Below are 24,009 nucleotides of genomic sequence, written 5' to 3'. Positions count from 1 at the left end.
CTGTCACAGTTCCGTCGTCAAAGTGGGATAGCTCGTGCGTTTGGAGTAATGGGGTCTGATGGGCATGGATAAGGCGACGTCTGCAATCATCGAACAGGAGACGTCTGCGGAGCAGATAGACCTGCTGACGAGCCCCGAGCGCTTCATCAATCGCGAATTCTCCTGGCTTCAGTTCAACCGCCGCGTCCTCGAAGAAACGCTGAACACGGCGCATCCTTTGCTGGAGCGTGTCCGCTTCCTGTCGATTTCCGCCGCCAACCTCGACGAATTCTTCATGGTCCGCGTCGCAGGTATTGAAGGCCAGGTGCGTCAGGGCATTGCGCTTCGCAGCCCCGATGGCAAGACACCGGCCGAACAGCTCGACGACATCCTCAAGGAAATAGACAACCTGCAGATGGAGCAGCAGGCGTCGCTCGCCGTGCTGCAGCAATATCTCGCGAAGGAAGACATCCTCATCGTCCGGCCCGCCTCCTTGTCCGCTCAGGACCGGAGCTGGCTCGCCAACGAATTCGACCAGTCGATCTTCCCGGTTCTGACGCCGCTGTCGATCGATCCGGCGCATCCTTTCCCGTTCATCCCCAATCTCGGCTTTTCGATCGGGCTGCAACTGGTCAGCAAGACGGGCCGCGAGCCGATGACGGCGCTGTTGCGCCTTCCGGTGGCGCTCGACCGGTTTATCCGCCTGCCGGATGTGAAGAACGTCATCCGTTACATCACGCTCGAGGACGTGGTCAGCCAGTTCATCGACCGCCTCTTCCCAGGCTACGAGGTGCAGGGTTCGGGAACCTTCCGCATCATTCGCGACAGCGATATCGAAGTCGAGGAAGAAGCGGAAGACCTCGTCCGCTTCTTCGAGACCGCCCTCAAGCGCCGCCGTCGCGGTTCGGTCATCCGCATCGAGACGGATTCGGAAATGCCGGCATCACTGCGCCAGTTCGTGGTGCAGGAGCTCGGGGTTCCGGATAACCGCATCGCGGTGCTTCCAGGCCTTCTCGCCCTCAACACGCTTTCGGAAATCACCAAGGCGCCGCGCGAGGACCTGCGCTTCGAACCTTACAATCCGCGCTTCCCTGAGCGCGTGCGCGAGCATGCCGGCGATTGCCTGGCGGCAATCCGCGAAAAGGACATGGTCGTCCATCACCCGTACGAATCATTCGATGTCGTCGTGCAGTTCCTGCTGCAGGCGGCGCGCGATCCGGATGTGCTGGCGATCAAGCAGACGCTCTACCGCACCTCGAACGACAGCCCGATCGTGCGTGCCCTGATCGACGCCGCCGACGCCGGCAAGTCGGTGACGGCGCTTGTCGAGCTCAAGGCGCGATTCGACGAAGAAGCGAATATCCGCTGGGCGCGTGACCTTGAGCGTGCGGGTGTCCAGGTCGTCTTCGGGTTCATCGAGCTCAAAACGCACGCCAAGATGTCGATGGTCGTTCGCCGTGAGGAAGGCAAGCTCAGGACCTATTGCCACCTCGGCACCGGCAACTATCACCCGGTCACCGCGAAGATCTACACCGACCTGTCGTTCTTCACCTGCAATCCGGTGATCGCTCACGACATGGCGAACATCTTCAACTTCATCACTGGCTATGGCGAACCGGAAGCGGGCATGAAGCTGGCGGTCTCGCCGCACACGCTGCGCCCGCGGATTCTCAAGCATATCGAGGAAGAGATCGGGCATGCGGCAGCGGGCCGTCCTGCCGCGATCTGGATGAAGATGAATTCGCTTGTCGATCCGGAAATCATCGACGCCCTCTATGGGGCCAGCCGCGCCGGCGTCGAAATCGACCTCGTCGTGCGTGGGATCTGCTGCCTGCGTCCGCAGGTGCCCGGCCTCTCCGACAATATCCGTGTCAAATCGATCGTCGGTCGCTTCCTTGAGCATTCGCGCATATTCTGCTTCGGAAACGGTCATGGCCTTCCGTCCGAAAATGCACTTGTCTATATCGGCTCGGCGGATATGATGCCGCGCAATCTGGATCGGCGGGTCGAGACGCTAGTGCCTCTCATCAACCGGACTGTGCACGAACAGGTTCTTTCGCAGATCATGCTGGGCAATCTCATCGACAACCAGCAGAGCTACGAGATTCTTCCGGACGGCACGTCACGCCGCATGGAAGTCGGCAAGGATGCCGAGCCGTTCAATGCGCAGCATTATTTCATGACCAACCCCAGCCTCTCGGGCCGGGGCGAGGCTCTGAAATCCAGTGCACCAAAGCTGATTGCCGGCTGGAAAAGCGGTTGGCACAAGTAAACTGGAATTGCATGGTAGAATCTGAAGCGCAGGGGCGTCTGCCCGGCATCCGCCCGGTGTCCGTCGTGGATATCGGTTCCAACTCTATTCGACTTGTCGTCTACGAAGGGCTCAGCCGCTCGCCGGCGGTGCTTTTCAACGAGAAGGTGATGTGTGGCCTCGGCAAGGGGATTGATGCGACCGGCCGGATGGCGGAGGAGAACGTCGAACGGGCGCTGAAGGCGCTTCAGCGCTTTCGGGCGCTGTCCGATCAGGCGCGCGCCACGACGATGTATGCGCTGGCGACGGCCGCCGCGCGCGAAGCCTCCAACGGTCCGGCTTTCATCGAAAAGGCGGAGGCCATCCTCGGGTGCAAGGTTCGCATTCTGACGGGCGAGCAGGAAGCCCATTACTCCGCCATGGGCATCGTCAGCGGCTATCATGATCCTGACGGGATTGTCGGCGACCTTGGCGGTGGTTCCCTCGAGCTCATCGACGTCGAGGGCAAGCGCATCGGCAAAGGCATCACGCTACCTCTCGGCGGCATCCGTCTCTCCGAGCACAGCAACGGCTCGCTGCCGAAGGCGCGGACCTGGGTTCGCAAGTTCATGAAAGAAGCGGCCGTGCTGAAGGGCGGCACGGGACGCACGTTCTATGCCGTCGGCGGCACATGGCGGTCGATCGCCAAGCTTCATATGGAAGCACGCAACTACCCGCTGCATATGATGCAGGGCTATGAGATTTCCTATGGCGAGGCGATGTCTCTGCTGCCCGAGGTGATCGAGCCGAAGAACATCAAACCCTCCGCCTACGCGACAATCTCCAAGAGCCGCCGCAGCCTGTTGCCCTTCGGGGCGGTCACGATGCAGGAAGTCCTCTCGATCATGAAACCGGGGCGGATCTCGTTCTCAGCGCTCGGCGTTCGCGAAGGGTATCTTTTCTCGCTGCTTTCCGAAGCGGAGCGTGTGCTGGACCCGTTGTTGACGGCCGCCGACGAGATCGCGATCCTGCGCGCCCGCTCACCCGAGCACGCCCGTGAACTCGCGGAGTGGACCGGGCGCATGGTGCCGCACTTCGGTGTGGAGGAGACGGAAGAGGAGAGCCGATACCGCCAGGCGGCCTGCCTGCTCGCCGACATCAGCTGGAGGGCCCATCCGGACTATCGGGGTCTGCAGGCGCTCAACATTATCGCGCACTCGTCCTTTTCCGGTATCACGCATGCCGGCCGGGCCTATATCGCCCTTGCGAACTATTACCGCTTCGAAGGCCTCAACGACGACGGTGCCACCGAGGCCCTCGCGGGCATCACGACGCCGCGCCTGCTTGAGCTGGCCAAACTTTTGGGCGGCCTGCTGCGTGTCGCCTACCTTTTCTCGGCTTCGATGCCGGGCGTCACGCACCATCTCGGCTTGCGGTCATCGCCCCGTCCGGACGTCGATCTCGAATTCATCGTGCCGGCGGCCTATTCCGGATTCGATGGCGAACGGCTGGATGGCCGTCTTCAGCAGCTCGGCAAGCTGACGGGCAAGCGGCTGGCCTTCCATTTCGAGAGCTGATCGGGATTACGCAGGTACGCTGCGAAGAGGCGGCTGCGCGCTGAGCGCGCAGCCGCCTTTTTATCATTCGGCCTTCAGGAAGTCGCCGACCTCGAGCAACACGAACTCATTGTCGTCCGCCTTATCGATGGCGCGGCCGGCGGAGAAGGGCAAGTTGTTGTCGTTGCCGACGATGATATGCGTGTCGTCGACGCGATCGACGTTCTCGATGGTGACGAAAGGCATGTCGTAGTAGCCGTCACCACCGCCCTGACGCTTTCTGCCTTCCGGATCTGCGATCTTGAGAAGATCGATGTAACCGATCTTGCGCACGGCCTTGCCGGCATTTTCGTCGCTCATCTCGATCTTGTAGATGCGCTTGAGCTTGGAGCCCACGGCGAAGCAGTCAGGCTTCGGATCCTTCGGGTCTGCGCAAGCCTTGTCGACCGTGCCGGCCCCGTTGTCGCGCTCGATGACCAGCGCGGTCTTCTCGTCGAGCATGTTGAAGTCGCCGATTGCCTCGCCGCCTTCGGAGAGCGGATAGAGCCAGCTGCGGCCGGTCCAGGCTTTGCTCGCGACATCGAGTTCGATGATTCTGAGCGCCGGTCGACCGTCGGCCTGCTCGACCGTTTCATTGTCGGTCCAGATCGGCCCTTCAAGCAGGCCGTAGAGCTTGCTGCCGTCCTTGGACATCGCCATGCCCTCATAGCCGCCGGAACGCTTCAGGTTGAAGGCCGGCGTTTTCTTGGAAGGGTCCGCTTGCAGCGTCAGTGTGGGGTTGTCGGGAGACATCACCGGCTTGCCGTCGACGGCGGTCGGAATGACATCGGTCAGTTTGCCGGCCGTATCGAATTTCAGGATGTAGGGGCCGAACTCTTCACCGACCCAGAAGCCGTCGGCGACTGGCTGGATCGATTCCACGTCGAAATCGGCGCCGGTGAGATAACGGTTGGCCGAGCCTTCCATGACTATCGGGAAGGGCGCTTTGCGATCGGGATCGGACAGGAAGACGGTTTGCAGCGCTTCGACCTTGCCGGCATCCCAGTCGATCTTGAGATGATGCAGCATCAACATCGCGTCGGTCGAGTTCAGCTTGTTGCCGAACCCATTGTCGGAAAGGCTCCAGAAGGTCCCGTCCGGCATCGCCTTGATGCCGGAAAAGCCCTGCATCGGCTGGCCATTGAACGGCAGCGACACGCCGGTCGGCCGCACGCCATCCGTTCCCGGCACGCTGGCGAGTTCCACGGCACGCTTCCGGTCGGCGGTCGAGAATTTCCCCGAGGTCTTGAGATAGTCAGCCGCATCAGCCGGTGCCGCGATGATCGTGTTGGCGGGCAGGATCGCATGTGCCTTCAGCGTCGCCGGAAAGACCTTCTCTTCGGCAGCGGCCGTCGTTGTCATCACAAGGGCCAGTGCGGCGGAGGCTAAAAATGCTTTCGTCATGAAGTTCACCTTGGGTTGGAGATCTGAGACCGGTCCCCGATAGGCGCGTTTGATGACGGCTGATTGATGCTTGTTTTACAGCCTCGTGAAGCTTTGGTGACACTCGATAGCTTGCTCGAACGTTCAAGATCTGCAGTCACTTCGGGCGGTAACGTTGGCGGGAAAAATGCGGAGATAGAGCGGTTACTATGTTCGAGACGAAGTTTGCAATCGTCCTGCGGGACGACCTCGCCATGTGGCAGAAGCTGAACGTCACAGCCTTCCTTGCCACCGGTATAATCGGGCAGAAGCCGGGGATTATCGGGGAGGCGTATCGTGATGCCGCCGGCAATCTTTACAACGCGCTAAGCATCCAGCCGATCATCGTCCTGTCGGCAGGCGGCGCCACGCTCGGCGATATCCAGCGGCGGGCTTTGGCGAAGGATGTTCGCACGTCCATCTACATCGACGAAATGTTCTCGACCGGTCATGACGCCGCCAACCGGGAAGTCTTTTCCAAATCGGCGCCCGACAATGCCCGGGTCGCGGGGATCGCGATCCACGCGGAGAAGAAGCTCGTCGACAAGATCACAAAGGGGGCAAAGCTGCACGGCTAGAATCGGCCACAGGCTTCGACCTACCTTGAGAGAGGCCGGCGGCGCGAAGGGAGGATACGCCAAGCTTCTGGCCGCGGCCCTTGATCTCATGTTCGCCGAGATCCTCGCTTCTGACCGAGGCCGGCAGGCGCATGCGCCGCAAGAGATCCGCGGAAATCAGGATCTGCCGATCGAGCGTTCGGCAAAGACCTTCGAGGCGCGCCGTGGTGTTCACCGTGTCGCCGAAATAGGTGATCTTGTGCCTGTCGACCCCGATTTCGGCCGCAACGATTGTTCCGCCGTGCAATGCGGCGCGAAGGCGAGGGACCTCGCCGTAGTCCTTGCGCCAGCGGTGGGCATCCGCCTCGATCCGGTCGAGAATATCGAAGGCGCAGCGGATGCAGGCGGCGTCGGCGATGGCACGATCGAAAGGCCAGGTAATGACCGCCGCGTCGCCGACATAGTCATCGATTGAACCGCCGTAGCGCAGCACCGGATCGGCCATGGTTGCGAACAGTCTTCCGAGGTATTCCTGGGTGCGCAGATCGCCGAAACGCTCGGCGAATGAGGTGGAGCCTGCGAGGTCGACAAAGAGGAACACACGCTCCTCTTGCACCGGCTTGCGGTAGCGCCCGGTCAGCAAGCTGAGGAATACGTCGCGGCCAAGCAGTTCGCGCACTCTCAGGACAAAGATGATCGGGCCGGAGATTGCCAGTGCGATGAGGAGTACGTTCAGCGAGGGCATCATCTCGCCGGGATGGCCCACTAGGCGCAGAAGAGACCCTGCGATCGCAAAGCCGGCATAGACGAGCGCAACATACACGGCAATGGAAGATAGCAGAAAGCCCGGTGTCGAAAGGCTGTGAATCTTTCTGTAGAGGCGCCGGAATATGATACGCCGTTCGAAGGCGAGGATCGGCATGCAGATGAACAGCGCATAGATTGCGCCGATCAGTCCGCCATCGCCGTAGACCACCCAGGCATAGGCCACGCCACTGCCCGCGACGACGAGCAGCAACAGGATGAACTCAAGCGTGGAAAATCTCCAGCGCATGCGCGGAAGCCTCGGAACCGGAAAACATAAAAGGACGATTGTGGATCGGGCGGCGATCCGCAATGCATTGAGACGGCTCATCCGACGCCGTTCGGGCCGGATCAGCTCTCTCGATGCGTCCTCGCTATTGCTGGATTCAGGCGGAAAGTTGTTTTCTCACCTGCGGCATTTCAACCGCCTATTTCCATCGCCTCAATCCGCTTGCCGACGAAGCGCAGGGCGACTTCACCGTTGATGAGCTTCAGGGCCATTTCACCAAAAAGCTCCCGCCGCCAGCCCTTGAGCGCGTCCACATCGGCCTTCTCGCCTTCGGCGGCGATCCTGTCGAGGTCCTCGCTGTTGGCAATGATCTTGGCGGCGACGCCTTCCTTTTCAGCGATGAGCTTCAACAGCACCTTCAGCATTTCGCCGGCCGCCGCAGCACCCTCGGGCGCGTGGTTCTGCCGCGGCAGGCGCGGCAGGTCCGGCTTCGGAATGCCAAGCGCCTCGTTCACGGCCTCGACGACGGCCGTGCCTGCGCTCGAACGTTCCCACCCCTTGGGGATGGTCCTGAGCCGACCCAGCGCTTCGGCGTCCTTGGGCTGCTGCTGGGCGATCTCGTAGATCGCGTCATCCTTGAGTATCCGCCCGCGCGGAACATTGCGCGTGCGAGCCTCACGCTCACGCCAGGCCGCTACCTTCTGCAGGACCGCGAGCTCCATCGGCTTCTTGATGCGCATCTTCAGCCGCTGCCAGGCGTTGTCCGGGTGCAGGTCATAGGTTTCCCGGCTTTCCAGGATCGCCATTTCTTCGGCCAGCCAGGACGAACGACCCTCACGGGCGAGTTCCGCTGTCAGATACTGGTAGATCTCCCTGAGATGCGTGACGTCGGCGAGCGCGTAGTCGAGCTGCTTGTCCGTGAGCGGTCGGCGGCTCCAATCGGTAAAGCGCGAAGACTTGTCGATCTGCTCGTTCTTGATGCGATTGACCAACTGATCGTAGGAAACGCTGTCGCCGAAGCCGCAGACCATCGCCGCGACCTGCGTGTCGAACAGCGGATGCGGGATAAGGTTGCCGAGATGATGGATGATCTCGATGTCCTGGCGCGCGGCGTGAAAAACCTTGACGACCTCCGGGTTGCCCATCAGCGCAAAGAACGGCGCGAGGTCGATGCCGGGCGCCATCGGGTCCACGATGACGGCCAGATCGGGGCTCGCCATCTGGATCAGGCAGAGCTCCGGCCAGAACGTCGTTTCACGCAGGAATTCGGTGTCGATCGTAATATAGCTTGATTGGGCCAACCGTTTGCAGGCGGCCTCTAGATCTACTGTGGTTTGGATCATCGGGTTTTTAATCACTGTGGCAAAAATGCGGCTTGCCCTTCCGTGTATCGTTTCGCGGCTGCTGTCACAATCGAAATTGTCAGACCACCTTGAAATAACCGGTCATCCCGGTCTTTTGATGTTCGATGATGTGGCAGTGAATTACCCAGTCGCCAGGGTTGTCCGCAACCAGCGCGACTTCCGCCTGTTCGTCCGGCAGGAGAAGGATGGTGTCGGTCGGCGGCGGCAGAAAGCTCCGTTTGTTGGAGTTCAGAATGCGGAAGCTCAGCCCGTGCAGGTGGATCGGGTGCGCGTGCGGCGTGCGATTGGAGATCTGTAGCACGTAGCTCTTGCCGAGTTTCAATTCCTCGATCGGCGCGATCGGATCCGGCGTATCTCCAGGCCACGGAACCTTGTTGATCGCCCAGAATGTGTAGCCGAGCGAACCGCAGATCGAGGGCGCTGCCTTGTGCTCGGCCGTTGCAGTCAGTTCGATTGGAATCCGTTTGGCGGCGGAGAGGTCAGCTTCCGCGATCGGATTGGGGGGTAGGGGAGCGATGTCGCGCAGGTCGCGTTTCAGCGAGGCTCCCACCGACCTGAACGTCGCGATGGTCCAGGGCTGCGAGCCGCGGTCGTTGCCGAGCTTTGCTGTCTGGCCTTCACTCTCCGGCATCCGGACGACGATATCCATGCGCTGCCCGGGGCCCACGTCGAGGCGATCGAGCGCGAAGGGGGCCTCGACCGGATTGCCATCCAGGGCAACTACCTTCGCCGCCGCGCCCTCGAGCGCCACCGTGTAGATGCGCGTTACGTCAGTGGCGACAATCCTCAGGCGCACCAGGCTGCCGGCGGGCGCCTCGTACACGGGTTCGCGCTGCCAGTTCGTCGTCCTGACCGTGCCATAGGTGCCGCCCCGGGCCGCATCGCGGGGTTTGAACGGGTCGATGAACTTGCCGCCCGCCCCGAGCCGCCAATCGCGGAGGTTAAGGACGATTTCGGCGTCGAAGGCCGGGTCCTCGGGATTCTCGACGACGATCACGCCCGCAAGCCCTCGGCCGATCTGCGTCAGCGTGTTGCAATGCGGGTGGTACCAGAAAGTGCCGGCATCGGGTGGCGTGAAGACATAATCGAAGCTGTCGCCGGGATAGACATAAGGCTGCGTTATCTCCGGCACGCCGTCCATCGCGTTGGCGATCCGCAAGCCGTGCCAATGGACCGTGGTCGGTTCGTCTAGCCTGTTCATCAGTCTTGCCGCATAGGCCTCGCCTTTGCGCATTCGCAAGACCGGAGGCACGCTCGTGTGTGGAGCATCGCCGAGGCCGTAGGTCATGACCTTGGGCGTCACGCCATCGGCCGCGATCCTGGCGTCCGCGAATTGTGCCGCCAGGACTTGCGGAGCGGGAGAGGCGCCAGCCCGAGCGGCAACGCCGGCGCCCAGCGCGAAAGCGCCTCCAAGCGCGGCCGAGCCCTGGAGAAACGTTCGGCGGTTCAACAACGGCATCATGACGTCCCGTGGTGAGGATAAGCGATCGGGCCGTTTCTAAACCTGATTTTCATAATCAGCAATTCGCCCTGCCGGTCATCTTGCCGCAGAGGCCTGTCACGCGTCCTCTCGCTGGCCGCCGGCAAGCTTATTGAAGAAGGACGAGGTGCGCAGGAGATTGCGAAACGGCATGGCGCGCTCTTCCGTCGGCACGGCCCCACGCGCCGTCATGCGCCGGAGCGTGTAGAGCATGAACAAGGCGAGGATCACCGCGGTATAGATGAAGAGCGCCTGCGGTCCGTAGAGGTCGAGCATGAAGGAGGCGAAGAGTGGGCCGATGATCGCGCCGAGCGACCAGAAGAACAGCATGCCGGCGGAGACGAGCGCATGCTGCCCGTCGGCCGCGTGATCGTTGGCATGTGCCGAACAGAGCGAATAGAGCGGCATCGCGAAGGCGCCGAAGGCGAAGATACCCGCAAAATTCAGCCACTCGTCGCTGCCTGCGCCGAAGGCGAGGAACAGCCCGGCTAGAAGCGAACCGAGCGTCGCGATCAGGATGATCAGCCGCCGGTCGATCTGGTCTGAATAGTGCCCGAGCGGATATTGCAGCACCACGCCGCCGATGATGCCCGCACTCATGAAGGTCGCGATCGCGGTGACAGAGAGGCCGATGCCCTGCGCATAGATCGGCCCGAGCGAGCGAAAGGCCGCGTTGGTAAGGCCGACGACGATGCAGCCGACCGTCGCAAGCGGCGAGATGTTCCACAGCGCCTTGACGTCGAACCGGATCGCTTCCGGGGCTACGGGGCTTGACCGGTCGGCAAAGGAAATCGGCACCAGCGAGAGTGTCAGCGCCATCGAGATGATCGCGAAAAGCTCGAAGCCGCCGATGCCGACACCCGGAATCACATATTGGGCGGCAGTAACGGAACCGAGATCCACCAGACGGTAGACGGAAAGCGTGCGCGCCCGGTTGGCGTTGGTGACGCTCGCGTTCAGCCAGCTTTCGACGGTTGCAAAGAGGCTGGCGAAACAGATGCCGGCAAGAAGCCGCATCAGGAACCAGAACCACGGGTCGATGAGCAGCACCATCGAGATGGCCGCTGCCGATGCGATCGCGGCCATCGCCGAGAAGGTGCGGATGTGGCCGATTGCCCGGAGGATACGCGTGACATAGACGCAGCCGATGGCAAAGCCGATATTGTAGCCGGCGCCGACGAGCCCGATCAGCGAGGTCGAAAATCCCTCCTCAAGCGCTCGCAGCGAAATGAACGTTCCCTGCAAGCCGTTGCCGCCGATGAGAATGCCTGCGGTGACGAGAAGCGGGATGAGCGGGCGGATCTGGGACATGGGGGCAGGAAGCATCCGGATAACGGCCGCGAGTCAAGGATAATACCGGCCTGCTTCCTGTTTAGCGGTGGCCCACCGTCGGGGACAGTCGTGATTTGTGGCCTTTTGCGTTCTTTTTGTGCCACCTGCCTGCAATGATAGTGACGACAGCAGCGAGCCGGCTGACGACTCTGGCCACCGGAACAAAGCCGCGGCCTTGACAAAACCGGCGCATCATGCGCTTTTCCGCCCGATTTTGATCTGCCGTGCGCCCCCATGCGGCCGCGCGGTTTTCAGCAATTCCAGGATTAGACGATGCACCGTTACCGCAGCCACACCTGTGCCGCCCTCCGCAAGTCGGATGTCGGCTCCACCGTTCGCCTCTCCGGCTGGGTTCACCGCGTCCGCGACCATGGCGGCGTGCTCTTCATCGACCTGCGCGATCATTATGGCATGACCCAGGTCGTCGCCGACCCGGATTCTCCTGCCTTCAAGACGGCAGAGACGGTGCGCGGCGAATGGGTTATCCGCATCGACGGAACGGTCAAGGCGCGCACCGACGAAACCGTCAACAAGAACATGCCGACCGGCGAGATCGAGCTCTATGCGCGCGAGATCGAGGTTCTGTCGGCGGCCAAGGAATTGCCGCTGCCGGTCTTCGGCGAACCGGACTATCCGGAAGATGTGCGCCTCAAATTCCGCTTCCTGGATCTTCGCCGCGAGACGCTGCACCGCAACATCGTCAAGCGCACCGAGATTATTTCGGCCATGCGCCGGGGCATGAGCGAGATCGGCTTCACCGAATATACGACGCCGATCCTGACAGCCTCCTCGCCGGAAGGTGCGCGCGACTTCCTCGTGCCGAGCCGCATTCACCCCGGCACCTTCTACGCGCTGCCGCAGGCACCGCAGCAGTACAAGCAGCTTCTGATGGTCGCAGGCTTCGACCGCTATTTCCAGATCGCTCCCTGCTTCCGCGATGAGGATCCGCGCGCCGACCGGCTGCCGGGCGAATTCTACCAGCTCGACCTCGAAATGAGCTTCGTCGAGCAGGAAGACGTATGGGACACGATGGAACCAATGATCCGCTCGATCTTCGCGGATTTCGCCGGCGGCAAGCCGGTGACGGAAAAGTTCCCGCGTATTCCCTATGACACGGCGATCCGCAAGTATGGCTCCGACAAGCCGGATCTCAGGAACCCGATCGAGATGCAGAGCGTGACCGAGCATTTCGCCGGTTCGGGCTTCAAGGTCTTCGCTAACATGATCGCATCCAACCCGCGGGTCGAGGTATGGGCGATTCCGGCCAAGACCGGTGGCTCAAGAGCGTTCTGTGACCGCATGAATGCCTGGGCCCAGAGCCAGGGCCAGCCGGGTCTCGGATATATCTTCTGGCGCAAGGAGGGCGAGAAGCTCGAAGGTGCCGGGCCGCTCGCCAAGAATATCGGCGAGGAACGCACGGACGCTATCCGCACGCAGCTTGGCCTCGAGGACGGAGACGCCTGCTTCTTCGTCGCCGGCGAACCGGCGAAGTTCTACAAGTTTGCCGGCGAAGCCCGTACCAAGGCGGGCGAGGAGCTGAACCTCGTCGATCGTGACCGCTTCGAACTGTGCTGGATCGTCGACTTCCCGTTCTACGAATGGCTGGAAGAGGAAAAGAGGATCGATTTCGCTCACAATCCCTTCTCGATGCCGCAGGGTGGCCTCGAGGCGTTGAACGGCGACGACCCGCTCTCCATCAAGGCCTACCAGTACGACATGGTCTGCAATGGGTTCGAGATTGCGTCCGGTTCCATCCGTAACCAGCTGCCGGAACTGATGGTCAAGGCTTTCGAGTTGACGGGTAAATCCCGGCAGGAAGTCGAGGAGCAGTTCGGCGGGCTCTACCGCGCCTTCCAGTACGGCGCCCCGCCGCACGGCGGCATGGCCTTCGGCATCGACCGTATCGTCATGCTGCTCGTCGGTGCCAAGAACCTGCGCGAGATTTCGCTCTTCCCGATGAACCAACAGGCCCAGGATCTCCTGATGGGCGCGCCGTCGCCGGCGACGCCGACGCAGCTGCGCGAGCTGGCGATCCGTCCGATCCCGCAGAAGAAGGACTGAACGTGCAAGCACGGCCCGGCGGTCTCTACCGCCGGGTTTTTTATGATCGAGCTGCAGGCCGCGCTGCGACCGTCGCCCCAAGCGTTGTCGTCCCATTGCTCGCCTTGACAGGATTCTCCTCGAAGCGTTTCCTTTCTCCGCTGCTCCATGGCAGCGTTTTGGGTGGAGTGAACGATGGCGAAGAACGTCAAGGACCTACTGGCGCAAGCAAATAGTGTTGTCCCGAAATTGTCGCCCACCGAGGCGGCCGAGAAGATGCGCTCCGGTGATGTGCTCATCGTTGATGTCCGCGATCCGACCGAGGTTCAGCAAACCGGGAAGATCAAGGGCGCGGTGAACGTCTCGCGGGGAATGCTGGAATTTCGCGCAGACCCGGAAAGCCAATACCACAATCCGGCCTTCCAAAAGGACAAGACGGTCCTGCTGCATTGTGCGTCCGGCGGCCGTTCGGCCCTTGCCGGAAAGACGCTGCAGGACATGGGCTACACGGCAGTATTCAACATCGGCGGCTTCAAGGAGCTCGTCGAGGCGGGCATCGATACGGAACCGGCTTGAGGCGCGTGGATCGATCAGGTAGCCGAGATTGAGGCTCCTCGGGAGCTCCGCACCTGCTCGGCGGCATGACATGAAGGCGCCGGGACGCGTCTGCGCCCCGGCGCGTCTGGGTGTTGAGTTGCTTCTTAGAAATCCATGCCGGGCGCGCCGGGCATCGGAGGCGGCGCTTCCTTCTTGGGTTTCTCGGCGATCATCGCTTCGGTCGTGACCAGCAGGCCTGCCACGGAGGCCGCGTCCTGCAGTGCTGCGCGCACGACTTTGGCCGGATCGATTACACCCATGTCGTAGAGGTCCCCGAATTCTCCCGTCTGCGCGTTCCAGCCGTAGGCGAAGTCCGATTTTTCACGCAATTTGCCCACGACGATCGACCCTTCGGCGCCCGCATTCTCGGCGATCTGGCGCACAGGGGCCTCGATTGCACGGCGGACGATCTCGACGCCGACGCGCTGGTCGTCATTGGCCGTCGGCACGTTGCCGAGCGTCTTGACGACGCGCAGCAGCGCAACGCCGCCGCCGGGAAGGATGCCTTCCTCGACCGCCGCCCTTGTCGCATGCAAGGCGTCGTCGACGCGATCCTTCTTTTCCTTGACCTCCACCTCGGTCGAACCGCCGACGCGGATCACCGCGACGCCACCGGCGAGCTTGGCGAGCCGCTCCTGCAGTTTCTCACGGTCATAATCCGACGTTGTTTCCTCGATCTGCGCCTTGATCTGGCTGATGCGCCCGCCGATATCGGCCTTCTCACCGGCACCATCGACGATGGTCGTCGTCTCCTTTTCGACGATTACCCGCTTTGCCCGCCCGAGCGTATCCATCGTCACGTTCTCGAGCTTGATACCGAGATCCTCGGAAACGACCGTGCCACCGGTGAGGATTGCGATATCCTCGAGCATGGCCTTGCGGCGGTCGCCGAAGCCGGGCGCCTTGACGGCAACGATCTTCAGGCCGCCGCGCAGTTTGTTGACGACGAGCGTTGCCAATGCCTCACCCTCGACGTCCTCGGCGATGATCAAGAGCGGCTTGCTGGACTGGATCACCGACTCGAGAATCGGGATCATCGCCTGGAGATTGGAGAGCTTCTTTTCGTGGATCAGGATGTAGGGATCTTCGAACTCGACCCGCATCTTGTCCTGATTGGTAATGAAATAGGGAGAGAGATAGCCTCTGTCGAACTGCATGCCTTCAACGACTTCGAGCTCGATCTCAGCGGTTTTGGCCTCCTCGACGGTGATCACGCCCTCGTTGCCGACCTTCTCCATCGCCTCGGCCAGATAACGCCCGATCTCGGCATCGCCATTGGCGGAGATCGTTGCCACCTGGGCGATTTCGGCATTCTTTGAAACCTTGCGGGCGTGGGTCTCGAGTTCCTTGACGATGGCCTCGACGGCAAGGTCGATGCCTCGCTTCAGATCCATCGGGTTCATCCCGGAAGCGACGGCCTTGGCGCCTTCCTTGACGATCGCCTGGGCAAGCACGGTCGCAGTGGTCGTGCCGTCGCCGGCAACGTCGCTCGTGCGCGAGGCCACTTCGCGCAGCATCTGTGCGCCCATGTTCTCGAACTTGTCCTCGAGTTCGATTTCCTTGGCGACCGACACACCATCCTTGGTGATCCGCGGCGCTCCAAAGGATCTGTCGATGACGACGTTCCTGCCCTTGGGGCCCAAGGTGACCCGAACGGCGTTGGCCATGATGTCGACGCCGCGCAGCATGCGGTCGCGGGCATCGGTATTGAATTTGACTTCCTTGGCAGCCATGTGCTCCTCCCTCAACACGGAAAATGTAGGATGATCGCTGATTGCCCCCGCAACAGGCTACTGGATCACCCCTGTCATCATGCCCTTGCGAACACCGACTCCAGGGCGCACGCCGTGGTCCGCCCCCTGAGCCGGACTGCTACTATAATTCCTCGTCGTCTTCTTCAGGTGTCAGGATGTCGATCAACGCCGCGACACGGCCGGCCGGAAGATGGCGGCCTTCGCCGATCAGGGCCTCGTCATTGTTGACCCAAGCAATCGCCTCGGCGAGTTCGCTCGCTGTCGCCCCCGTCGCAAGTAACTCGGCCATTAGTGTCTCGTCGACCGGGCCGAGAATGGCGGTGATATCCGAATGCTTCAGTCCCATGGCGTCCTCCTTCCGTTTCATCGGTCGGGAATGCGCAATTGTCGGCAACCATACGCAAAAATAGATAGGTGATCGCCTCAGAGCATCAAGCAGTGGATGATAGCATTAATCAATCGGGATAGAAAAAGCCCGGCGCTGCATCGCCGGGCTCGATCGGGATCGGACTCTCGCTTCGCGAGCGCCCACAGCGCCGCGCGTCTTATCCGGCGCGCAAAGGACGCTGTAACACTTTGAATTGCTGCATGTTTGCTTAAATCGGCTACGATTTAAGCAAACATGCGGGAGGCGCTCAGTCGTTCGCCGTCACCTTCACGCCGAGTACCGAAGGAATCGTGTTCGGCGCACCCATGGCGGCGCCCATGATCATCGGGAAGGGAACCGGCTTCTCGGGCTTGGCGCTGATCGTCAGGCTCTTCGGTCCGTCAAGATAGGCGCTGACGGCGGCCGAAACCTGGTTCTGCAACTCCGGTACGTTGAGCTGCGCCATCATGATCGGCACCAGGCCCTTCAGCGATTGTGCCATTTGATCGCCGGTAACGCCCTGCTGGCTGCCGGCGTAGTCGAGCGCTTTCTTGGTGATCGAAGCATCGTCGAAGCGGATCGAGGCGCTGTTGAACGTCAGCTGCTGCATGAGGCCCATCATCGCGAGACCCATCGCCTGATTGGCCTCTTCCTTGTTCGGATTGGCTTCTGCGGCTTTTGTCGCTTCCTGCAGCGCCTTCATGAACTGCAGCGTATATCCGGAAAAGTCCATGGCAATGTTCAGCCGGCCGACATTCTTGAAGTCGAGGGCGTATTCATTGAGGGCAAGGTTCCCGCTCTGCAGTGCCCAACTGCCCTTCATGGTGACCTCGCCGTCGAGCGTGGTCAGCCCCAGCTTTTCGATCGCTTCCTTCGCTTTGGCGTCCTCGACGTCAGAGAGATCTGCCTTGAGCCCGGCGAGCGATGCGTCGAAGTCGAAGCCGGCATCATTTTCCTGCCGCGTCAGATTGGCTTCGGTGCTCTCGACCGTGAAGACGTCCTTGCCCTTGACATTGACCACGATCGGTCCGGTTCCTGCCGTCTCGTAAAGCAGGATATCGTTGATCGTGTCGCCGGCCGGATTGCCTGGGATCGACAGTCCGCCGATCGACAGGTTGCGTGCGGAGAAGCTGGAGCCGTCCTGGTTGACATTGATATCCGGGAGGGTAACGGTCTCGGCGTAGTAGCCGCCATTCTCGCGCTCCTCGACACCCTCGAAGGTGACGTTACCGATGTTGGCCGCCTCTCCCGGGTTCGCCGCCATCTGCAGCTTGACGCCGGTCACTGTGACGACGTCGCCGTTCACGTCCGCCTTGTCGAACCGGATCGAGGTGCCGTTGGCGGATAGAGCCGCATCAAGCTTTTTCATCATGTCCGCGCCGTCCAGCGCGAAGGCGGGGCCGGCAAGTGTGAGAAGGGCGGCGCTCGCCATCATCAGGCGGATCTTGCGCGTATGCGTCATTATCGAGTTCCTTATCAAAAATGTTTGATGCGAAGCTGTTTCTGGGATCGGTTATCGCTAATCTGAGTGATCTCTGCGGGATCCGTCAACTCGCCAGCCCTGACGGAGCCTGAAACGATCCCTGCGACGGTCGGCCTGCCCCTTGCAGACAGCCTGACATCTCGAACGCGGATACCCTCACTCGAATCCTCAATTTCAAATCGGCCAAATCAGCACACGCTGAAGCTAATACGAAACAGGGCAAAATTATATTCGTCAGATCGGATGGTGCTTGTTCCCCGCGGATCATCCTTTCCGGAACCTTACCGGCCGTCGGCCGTCTAGACGCGCGGCGCAGTAGAGGCCGCGTTCTCCACAACGCGGTGCCTTGAAATTCTTGCCGTTGGCGGCCGGTTGCGGTAGCAAGAGGGCATGGGACAAAGCCTTTTGCCGCCATCGGGCGGGGACGACAACATTCAGCCGGTTGACCTCAAGGCAGCGCTGGAAGAGCGCTATCTCGCCTATGCCCTGTCAACCATCATGCATCGCGCGCTGCCGGACGTCCGCGACGGCCTGAAACCCGTCCACCGCCGGATCATCCACGCCATGAGCGAGATGGGGCTGAGACCCAATTCCTCGTTCAAGAAATGCGCGCGTATCGTCGGCGACGTCATCGGTAAGTTCCATCCGCATGGCGACCAGTCCGTCTATGACGCCCTTGTGCGCCTCGCGCAGGATTTCTCGCAGCGTTACCCGGTTGTCGACGGACAGGGCAACTTCGGCAATATCGACGGCGACAATGCCGCCGCCTACCGTTACACCGAAGCGAAGATGACCGAGGTTGCAGCCCTTCTTCTCGAAGGGATCGATCAGGACGCTGTCGATTTCCGCCCGACCTACAACGAGGAAGACCAGGAGCCGGTCGTGCTTCCCGGCGCTTTTCCGAATCTTCTCGCGAACGGCGCCTCGGGTATCGCCGTCGGCATGGCCACCTCCATTCCGCCACACAACGCCCATGAGCTTTGCGACGCGGCCCTTCATCTCATCCGCCATCCGGATGCGACGGTCGAGGACCTGCTGTTCGATCCCGCCAACCCCCAGAAGGGGGGCATCGAGGGGCCGGACTTGCCGACGGGCGGCGTGATTGTCGAAAGCCGGGCAAGCATGATCGAGTCCTACCGGACCGGTCGCGGCGGCTTCCGGGTCCGCGCGCGTTGGGTTTCGGAGGATCTCGGCCGCGGCGGCTATCAGATCGTCGTCACGGAGATTCCCTATCAGGTCCAGAAGTCGCGGCTGATCGAGAAGATCGCTGAGCTGCTCGTCGCCCGCAAATTGCCGCTGCTCGAGGATATTCGCGACGAATCGGCCGAAGACGTGCGCATCGTGCTCGTGCCGAAGAGCCGCTCGGTCGATGCCGGCATCCTGATGGAATCGCTGTTCAAGCTGACCGAGCTCGAAAGCCGCATTCCGCTCAACATGAACGTGCTGTCGATGGGCCGCGTGCCGCGCGTCATGGCGCTGAACGAGGTGCTGACGGAGTGGCTGGCTCACCGCCGCGAGGTGTTGCAGCGGCGCTCGCGCCATCGGCTGGCCGCAATCGACCGCCGGCTGGAAATTCTCGGTGGTTATCTCGTCGCCTATCTCAATATCGACGAGGTGATCCGCATCATCCGCGAGGAGGACGAGCCGAAGGCGGTGATGATGGAGCGTTTCACGCTCACCGATCTGCAGGCCGAATCGATCCTCAACATGCGCCTGCGCTCCTTGCGCAAGCTTGAGGAATTCGAGATCCGTACCGAATTCGACGCGCTGTCGAAGGAAAAGGCGGAGATCGAGGCGTTGCTTGCCTCTGATGAGAAGCAGTGGCAGGCCGTCGCCTGGGAAATCGGCGAGGTCAAGAAGAAGTTCGCCAAGGCGACCGAGCTTGGCAAACGTCGCAGCACTTTTGCCGATGCGCCGGAGGCCGACGTCGAGGCCATTCAGCAGGCGATGATCGAGAAGGAACCGATCACCGTCGTCATTTCGGAAAAAGGCTGGATCCGCGCCCTGAAGGGACACATTTCCGACACGTCATCGCTCCAGTTCAAGGAGGGAGACGGGCTGAAAGTGGCTTTCCCGGCGCAGACGACGGACAAGATCCTGATCTTCACGACGGGCGGCAAGGTCTACACCCTTGGCGGCGACAAGCTGCCCGGCGGGCGCGGCCATGGCGAACCCTTGCGCATCATGGTCGACATGGAGAACGATCAGGACGTGCTGACCGCCTTGGTCCATGATCCGGCACGCAAGCTCATCATTTCATCCGCTGCAGGAAACGGTTTCGTCGTTACCGAGAGCGATATCGTCGCCAATACCCGCAAGGGAAAGCAGGTGATGAACGTCGGTATGCCGGATGAGGCGAAGCTCGTCGTTCCCGTCAAGGGCGATCATGTCGCCGTCGTCGGCGAAAACCGCAAGATGCTTGTTTTCCCGTTGGTGCAGATCCCCGAAATGGCGCGCGGCAAGGGCGTCCGGCTGCAGCGCTACAAGGATGGCGGCATTTCCGACATTCGATGCTTTACCATTGCGGAGGGGCTCACCTGGGAAGACAGCGCGGGTCGCGTCTTCACCAAGATGAAGGATGAACTGATCGAGTGGCTCGGTGACCGTGCCGCGGCCGGACGAGCCGTGCCGAAGGGCTTCCCGCGGAGCGGCAAGTTCAACGGCTGATCTGAAGCGCCGTGCGTCCTTCAGGACGCGCAAAGGACGCTGTAGTCTTTGAATCTACGCATCGTGCTTTCCGAGAATCGATTCCGATTTTTGGGCCGATGCGCTAGCACTTTGAATTGCTGCATATTTTGTCCTTAAATCCGCTCAGATTTGAAGAAATATGCAGTCGAAGGGCGCCGCTGACGCGATTGCCTTCGTTGTTCAATGTTCCTCTCCAGAGGGGTGAATGTCATGGCCTCCGCTCTTGACGCAACCTTGCTGGCTCTTGCCGATCCGATACGCCGCCGCATATTCGAGGTCTTGTTTGCAGGCGCGACGCGTGCCGCGGAGATCGCCTCTGCCGTCGGCATGAAACGGGATGACCTTTCCGGGCATCTTGCCATCATGGAAAGCGCAGGCCTGATTGCCCGGCAACAGAGGGAGGGCGGGGAGATCGTCACCGCCGATCCGGCGCCGCTCGAGATCGTGGCGAAGTGGATCAATACCAATCGCGAACTCTGGACAATGCGCTCGCAGATGCAGAGCGTTTCGCAGGAGTCCGGACCCGGCGAGGGACAGTGATCGCGCGATGCGCCACGGCGCCGCGCGCCTTATCGGACGCCTAGGCTACGTTATCGCAGCAGAGGCGCGCCTATCGGAGTTCCGCACATTGCATCTGCGCCTTCATCGCCCTGCTGCGCATCTGCCAGAGGGAATGGCCGATCAGGGCAAGGATAAGGATGGCTCCCCCAAGGAGCGTCTGCGTCGTTGGCGTTTCCGAAAAGACGATCCACACCCAGATCGGAGCGAGAATCGTCTCCAGCAGATAGAACATGCCGACCTCCGGCGCGGAAAGAAACCGCGGGCCCGTCGCGAGGCAGAAGAAGGCAAGCGGGATCATCACCAGGCCGTTGAAGAGGATGTAGCCGGGTTCCGCAATCGAAATGCCGCTCGACGGCAGGAGCACGAAGGCAGCAATGGCGGGGAAGATTGCAGTCGTCAGCGGCACCAGCGCCATGTCCCGGCCGCTCCTGCGGGCGATGGTGATTGCGCCTGCCAGCAGGAAAGCCGAGCAGGCGGCCATCGCGTCGCCGAAGAGATGTCCGCTTTCGAGCCCGTCCTGCACGATCACCCCGACGCCAAAAACCATAACGCCCATCGTCATGAGCGTGGCGTTCGAGGGCCGTTCCTTGAGGAAAATCCAGGAAAGGAGCGCCGCGAACATCGACGTGAAGGCCAGTACGAAGACGACGTTCGCCGTCGAGGTGTTGAACACGGCGAGCAGGAAGGTGAAGGAGTTGATGGCGTAGAAGAGACCGGCGACCATACCCGCCTTGCCGGGAATCAAGGCAACGCGGCGGCCAAGTACGCGATTGAGCACGAACCAGGCGGCAAGCGCGACAAAGAAGGTTGAAAGGCTGCGCAAGGCGAGAATCGACCAGACCTCGCCGTTCGCCGACCGAATAAGCGGAATGTCGAAGGAAAGGGCGAGGCCGCCAAGGCCGGTGATGGCAAGGCCGCGCCGGTGCCGGGCGGCGTCAGAGGAATGGGTCAACTCTCAGTCCGTTTCGGTGGGTGCGTCATCGTCGCCACAATAGCGCTCCCACCCACGAGCCATAAGGTGCTCCTGCGGCAAAAACTTTGTTTTATACCCCATTTTGCGCGAACCCTTCACCCAGTAACCAAGATAGACATGGGGAAGGCCGCGCTCCTTCGCTCGGCGAATATGATCGAGGATCATGAAGGTGCCGAGCGAACGTTCCGACAGAGCCGGGTCGAAGAAGGAGTAAACCATCGACAGGCCGTCGCTCATACGGTCGGTCAGGGCCGTGGCGACCAATGGTCCCCTGGCCTTTTCGTTGATGCCATCGCCTTCGATCCGCAAGCGGTATTCGATGATCTTCGTATGCACGTGGGTGTCCTCGACCATCATGGCGTAATCGAGCACCGACATGTCGGACATGCCGCCCTTCTGATGCCGCCGGTCGAGGTAGCGGCGGAAGAGGTTGTATTGTTCACTCGAGGGTTCGGCGGGGTATTCGGCCGAGACCACGTCCCGGTTGGCGGCGAGCACCCGACGCATAGAACGCGTCGGCGCGAACTCGTTCGCAAGGATGCGCACCGAGACGCAAGCGCGACAGGTTTCGCAGGCTGGCCGGTAAGCGATGTTCTGGGAGCGGCGGAAGCCGCCCTGCGTCAGGAGATCGTTCAGTTCCGGGGCCCGTTCGCCCACCATGTGGGTGAAGACCTTTCGCTCCATCTCGTTCGGCAGGTACGGGCAGGGTGCCGGTGCAGTCAGGTAGAATTGTGGAGACGGTGTGGTCTGGGTGTTCATCGAGCGTGGGCGCCACTCTTCGTGCGGTTACTCATCGCAATAGCATGGCCTAAGAATGAAAAACGTCAACACACTCGTTTAGGCATTCCTCACGGAATTGGTGCTTTGCCGCCCGCAGGCCGCGGAGATAACCCGCAGGCATTAATACACATCGCGACGGACAGTGACCGTGCCGATCAGAAGGTCGTGCAAGAGCCGGCCGCGGTCGGTGAAGAGACCGATCAGCAGGATAAGCGGTGTCAACAGCGCGTTGGCGATCCAGAAGATCACCAGATGAACGATCGCCGTCAGAAAATCCATCGGCCGTCCGTCCGTGCGGGCGATCGCCACGCCCATGATTCTCATGCCCGGCGAGGCCTGCTCGCGGCCGCCGACCGTCAGTCCGAAATAGAGCATCGCCACAAGCGCAAAGAGCACGGGGTAGAGGAGGAATCCGAGGCCGAGCGTGAGAATGCCTAGGAAAAACACGACGACCGCCGCGGGAATCCACAGCAGGGCGATGATCACGTAGTCGATGATGAAGGCAAAGACTCGCCGCGACAGCACGCCCTGATAGGCGCGCCAGTCATCGCTCGGGAATCTGACTTGTTCGTCATGCATGCTCATCTGCGTGCCTCACATTGTTGCCGACCAGATATGGGGAAGGAGCCTCGACAAAACAATGCATGGCTGAATGCGGTCTGCCACTCAGCGTTTTGCCAGGATGCGCGCCACTTCGACCGAAAAATAGCTCAATATCCCGTCGCAGCCCGCCCGCTTGAAGGCAAGCAGCGTTTCCAGCATGACCCGTTCGCCATCGATCCAGCCATTGGCCGCAGCGGCCTTCACCTGCGCATACTCTCCGGAAACCTGATAGGCGAAAACCGGCAGGCCAAAGGCCTCCTTCATCCGCCAGCAGATGTCGAGATAGGGCAGGCCCGGCTTGACCATGAGCATGTCGGCACCTTCCTCGACATCAAGCGCGGCATCGCGGATCGCCTCGGTACCGTTGGCCGGGTCGATGTAATAGGTCTTCTTGTCGCCCTTGAGCAGGCCGCCGGTGCCGATTGCCTCACGGTACGGGCCGTAGAAGGCGGAGGCGAATTTCGTCGCGTAGGACATAATGCCGACATTCTGGTGGCCGGCGGCGTCGAGCGCCTCCCGGATCGCGCCGATGCGCCCGTCCATCATTTCGGACGGGGCAATGATGTCCGATCCCGCATCGGCCTGCGTCACCGCTGCCCTGGCGACGACCTCCACGGTCTCGTCGTTTACGATCTCGCCGTCGCGGAGGATCCCGTCATGGCCATGGCTCGTGAACGGGTCGAGTGCGACGTCGGTGATGACGCCGATGTTCGGCACCGCCGTCTTGATCGCCCGCGTCGCCTCGTTGATCAGGTTGTCGGCAGCGAGGCTGTTGGAGCCGGTTTCGTCACGCAACGCCATGTCGATGTTTGGAAACGTGGCAATTGCGGGGATACCAAGGTCAGCCGCCTCTTTCACCGCCTCGACCGCCTTGTCGACGCTCATGCGGTTGACGCCCGGCATGGCGTCGATCGGCTGGACGATGCCGCTGCCCGGCACGATGAAGATCGGCCAGATCAAGTCGTCGACGGTCAGGCGGTTTTCCTGCACCAGCCGTCGCGTCCAGTCCGCCTTGCGGTTGCGGCGCATGCGGCGGTGTCCGGTTATCCTGTCCACAAGATTCGTATTGTCGCTCATCGCGCCGCTTCCTTCTGCATTTGCACTGGAGACCGCGCTTTACCATGTGCTGCCGTCGGTTGAAAACCGCACAGCCTCACCGGCGGCTGCGGCA

General features: G+C 61.4%; 19 protein-coding genes. 7 read left to right on the top strand and 12 right to left on the bottom strand.

The genetic code is table 11. The features are described from left to right. The first annotated feature begins 58 nt into the window (after positions 1-58). Both QN222_RS17605 and ppx read left to right on the top strand, forming a co-directional pair. Positions 59-2,251 (top strand): RNA degradosome polyphosphate kinase, encoded by a 2,193-nt coding sequence (locus QN222_RS17605; protein WP_336621031.1) that lies wholly within the window; start codon positions 59-61, stop codon positions 2,249-2,251. 11 nt (positions 2,252-2,262) lie between these two features. Further along, positions 2,263-3,786, top strand: coding sequence for an exopolyphosphatase (gene ppx, locus QN222_RS17600; RefSeq protein WP_283961388.1), 1,524 nt, complete (start codon positions 2,263-2,265; stop codon positions 3,784-3,786). A 63-nt stretch (positions 3,787-3,849) separates the two neighbouring features. On the opposite strand, the gene QN222_RS17595 is transcribed toward ppx, so the two are convergent. Continuing rightward, positions 3,850-5,208 (bottom strand): esterase-like activity of phytase family protein, encoded by a 1,359-nt coding sequence (locus QN222_RS17595; protein ID WP_283961387.1) that lies wholly within the window; start codon positions 5,206-5,208, stop codon positions 3,850-3,852. Between the two features lie 188 nt (positions 5,209-5,396). Here QN222_RS17595 and QN222_RS17590 point away from each other — a divergent pair, with 188 nt between their 5' ends. Further along, the gene (locus QN222_RS17590) at positions 5,397-5,804 is read left to right on the top strand and encodes a DUF2000 family protein (RefSeq protein WP_283961386.1); all 408 of its coding nucleotides are present in this window, start codon (positions 5,397-5,399) and stop codon (positions 5,802-5,804) included. On the opposite strand, the gene QN222_RS17585 is transcribed toward QN222_RS17590, so the two are convergent. The 4 genes from QN222_RS17585 to QN222_RS17570 all read right to left on the bottom strand — a co-directional run bounded on the left by QN222_RS17585 (position 5,776) and on the right by QN222_RS17570 (position 10,971). Then, positions 5,776-6,837 (bottom strand): adenylate/guanylate cyclase domain-containing protein, encoded by a 1,062-nt coding sequence (locus QN222_RS17585; protein ID WP_283961385.1) that lies wholly within the window; start codon positions 6,835-6,837, stop codon positions 5,776-5,778. The genes QN222_RS17590 and QN222_RS17585 overlap by 29 nt on opposite strands. A 170-nt stretch (positions 6,838-7,007) precedes the next feature. Further along, on the bottom strand, positions 7,008-8,159 hold the full coding sequence (gene rnd, locus QN222_RS17580; RefSeq protein WP_283961384.1) for a ribonuclease D: 1,152 nt from the start codon (positions 8,157-8,159) through the stop codon (positions 7,008-7,010). Between the two features lie 79 nt (positions 8,160-8,238). Then, positions 8,239-9,639, bottom strand: a complete 1,401-nt coding sequence (locus tag QN222_RS17575; RefSeq protein WP_283961383.1) for a multicopper oxidase family protein — start codon at positions 9,637-9,639, stop codon at positions 8,239-8,241. 99 nt (positions 9,640-9,738) lie between these two features. Further along, the gene (locus QN222_RS17570) at positions 9,739-10,971 is read right to left on the bottom strand and encodes an MFS transporter (RefSeq protein WP_283961382.1); all 1,233 of its coding nucleotides are present in this window, start codon (positions 10,969-10,971) and stop codon (positions 9,739-9,741) included. A 294-nt stretch (positions 10,972-11,265) separates the two neighbouring features. Here QN222_RS17570 and aspS point away from each other — a divergent pair, with 294 nt between their 5' ends. Next, positions 11,266-13,053, top strand: coding sequence for an aspartate--tRNA ligase (gene aspS, locus QN222_RS17565; RefSeq protein WP_283961381.1), 1,788 nt, complete (start codon positions 11,266-11,268; stop codon positions 13,051-13,053). A gap of 174 nt (positions 13,054-13,227) precedes the next feature. Beyond that, complete coding sequence (locus QN222_RS17560; RefSeq protein WP_283961380.1) at positions 13,228-13,608, top strand: rhodanese-like domain-containing protein; 381 nt, start codon at positions 13,228-13,230, stop codon at positions 13,606-13,608. A gap of 125 nt (positions 13,609-13,733) precedes the next feature. Here the strand turns inward: QN222_RS17560 and groL are convergent, their stop codons facing one another. The 3 genes from groL to QN222_RS17545 all read right to left on the bottom strand — a co-directional run bounded on the left by groL (position 13,734) and on the right by QN222_RS17545 (position 17,212). Further along, positions 13,734-15,362 carry a chaperonin GroEL gene (groL, locus tag QN222_RS17555; RefSeq protein ID WP_283961379.1) on the bottom strand — a complete coding sequence of 543 codons (1,629 nt, stop codon included), beginning with the start codon at positions 15,360-15,362 and terminating at the stop codon, positions 13,734-13,736. Between the two features lie 142 nt (positions 15,363-15,504). Next, on the bottom strand, positions 15,505-15,729 hold the full coding sequence (locus tag QN222_RS17550) for a hypothetical protein (RefSeq protein ID WP_136504214.1): 225 nt from the start codon (positions 15,727-15,729) through the stop codon (positions 15,505-15,507). A gap of 289 nt (positions 15,730-16,018) precedes the next feature. Continuing rightward, positions 16,019-17,212 carry a hypothetical protein gene (locus QN222_RS17545; protein WP_283961378.1) on the bottom strand — a complete coding sequence of 398 codons (1,194 nt, stop codon included), beginning with the start codon at positions 17,210-17,212 and terminating at the stop codon, positions 16,019-16,021. Positions 17,213-17,623: 411 nt separating this feature from the next. Between QN222_RS17545 and parC the strand changes: the two genes are divergently transcribed. Together parC and QN222_RS17535 are read left to right on the top strand one after the other, a co-directional pair. Next, positions 17,624-19,900, top strand: a complete 2,277-nt coding sequence (gene parC, locus QN222_RS17540; protein WP_283961377.1) for a DNA topoisomerase IV subunit A — start codon at positions 17,624-17,626, stop codon at positions 19,898-19,900. 231 nt (positions 19,901-20,131) lie between these two features. Then, on the top strand, positions 20,132-20,461 hold the full coding sequence (locus QN222_RS17535; protein ID WP_283961376.1) for a helix-turn-helix transcriptional regulator: 330 nt from the start codon (positions 20,132-20,134) through the stop codon (positions 20,459-20,461). Positions 20,462-20,531: 70 nt separating this feature from the next. Here QN222_RS17535 and QN222_RS17530 read toward each other — a convergent pair whose 3' ends face one another. The 4 genes from QN222_RS17530 to hemB form a co-directional block, all read right to left on the bottom strand. Continuing rightward, positions 20,532-21,434: a DMT family transporter gene (locus QN222_RS17530; protein ID WP_283961375.1), complete on the bottom strand. Its 903-nt coding sequence runs from the start codon at positions 21,432-21,434 to the stop codon at positions 20,532-20,534. 3 nt (positions 21,435-21,437) lie between these two features. Then, positions 21,438-22,214, bottom strand: coding sequence for an arginyltransferase (locus QN222_RS17525; protein WP_283961374.1), 777 nt, complete (start codon positions 22,212-22,214; stop codon positions 21,438-21,440). Between the two features lie 141 nt (positions 22,215-22,355). After that, positions 22,356-22,820, bottom strand: coding sequence for an RDD family protein (locus QN222_RS17520; RefSeq protein ID WP_283961373.1), 465 nt, complete (start codon positions 22,818-22,820; stop codon positions 22,356-22,358). Between the two features lie 81 nt (positions 22,821-22,901). Continuing rightward, entirely contained in the window at positions 22,902-23,915 is a 1,014-nt protein-coding gene (hemB, locus tag QN222_RS17515) for a porphobilinogen synthase (protein WP_284005515.1), read from the bottom strand. Positions 23,916-24,009 lie beyond the last annotated feature (94 nt).

Source organism: Sinorhizobium sp. 6-70 (assembly GCF_030124375.1).
Lineage (GTDB): Bacteria > Pseudomonadota > Alphaproteobacteria > Rhizobiales > Rhizobiaceae > Sinorhizobium.
This window is presented reverse-complemented; position numbering and strand designations above follow the sequence as displayed.

Excerpts from the sequence above, each read along its gene's own strand:
- QN222_RS17605 (WP_336621031.1), top strand. The coding sequence starts at position 59 with ATGGGCATGGATAAGGCGACGTCTGCAATCATCGAACAGGAGACGTCT.
- ppx (WP_283961388.1), top strand. The coding sequence starts at position 2,263 with ATGGTAGAATCTGAAGCGCAGGGGCGTCTGCCCGGCATCCGCCCGGTG.
- QN222_RS17595 (WP_283961387.1), bottom strand. The coding sequence starts at position 5,208 with ATGACGAAAGCATTTTTAGCCTCCGCCGCACTGGCCCTTGTGATGACA.
- QN222_RS17590 (WP_283961386.1), top strand. The coding sequence starts at position 5,397 with ATGTTCGAGACGAAGTTTGCAATCGTCCTGCGGGACGACCTCGCCATG.
- QN222_RS17585 (WP_283961385.1), bottom strand. The coding sequence starts at position 6,837 with ATGCGCTGGAGATTTTCCACGCTTGAGTTCATCCTGTTGCTGCTCGTC.
- rnd (WP_283961384.1), bottom strand. The coding sequence starts at position 8,159 with ATGATCCAAACCACAGTAGATCTAGAGGCCGCCTGCAAACGGTTGGCC.
- QN222_RS17575 (WP_283961383.1), bottom strand. The coding sequence starts at position 9,639 with ATGCCGTTGTTGAACCGCCGAACGTTTCTCCAGGGCTCGGCCGCGCTT.
- QN222_RS17570 (WP_283961382.1), bottom strand. The coding sequence starts at position 10,971 with ATGTCCCAGATCCGCCCGCTCATCCCGCTTCTCGTCACCGCAGGCATT.
- aspS (WP_283961381.1), top strand. The coding sequence starts at position 11,266 with ATGCACCGTTACCGCAGCCACACCTGTGCCGCCCTCCGCAAGTCGGAT.
- QN222_RS17560 (WP_283961380.1), top strand. The coding sequence starts at position 13,228 with ATGGCGAAGAACGTCAAGGACCTACTGGCGCAAGCAAATAGTGTTGTC.
- groL (WP_283961379.1), bottom strand. The coding sequence starts at position 15,362 with ATGGCTGCCAAGGAAGTCAAATTCAATACCGATGCCCGCGACCGCATG.
- QN222_RS17550 (WP_136504214.1), bottom strand. The coding sequence starts at position 15,729 with ATGGGACTGAAGCATTCGGATATCACCGCCATTCTCGGCCCGGTCGAC.
- QN222_RS17545 (WP_283961378.1), bottom strand. The coding sequence starts at position 17,212 with ATGACGCATACGCGCAAGATCCGCCTGATGATGGCGAGCGCCGCCCTT.
- parC (WP_283961377.1), top strand. The coding sequence starts at position 17,624 with ATGGGACAAAGCCTTTTGCCGCCATCGGGCGGGGACGACAACATTCAG.
- QN222_RS17535 (WP_283961376.1), top strand. The coding sequence starts at position 20,132 with ATGGCCTCCGCTCTTGACGCAACCTTGCTGGCTCTTGCCGATCCGATA.
- QN222_RS17525 (WP_283961374.1), bottom strand. The coding sequence starts at position 22,214 with ATGAACACCCAGACCACACCGTCTCCACAATTCTACCTGACTGCACCG.
- QN222_RS17520 (WP_283961373.1), bottom strand. The coding sequence starts at position 22,820 with ATGAGCATGCATGACGAACAAGTCAGATTCCCGAGCGATGACTGGCGC.
- hemB (WP_284005515.1), bottom strand. The coding sequence starts at position 23,915 with ATGAGCGACAATACGAATCTTGTGGACAGGATAACCGGACACCGCCGC.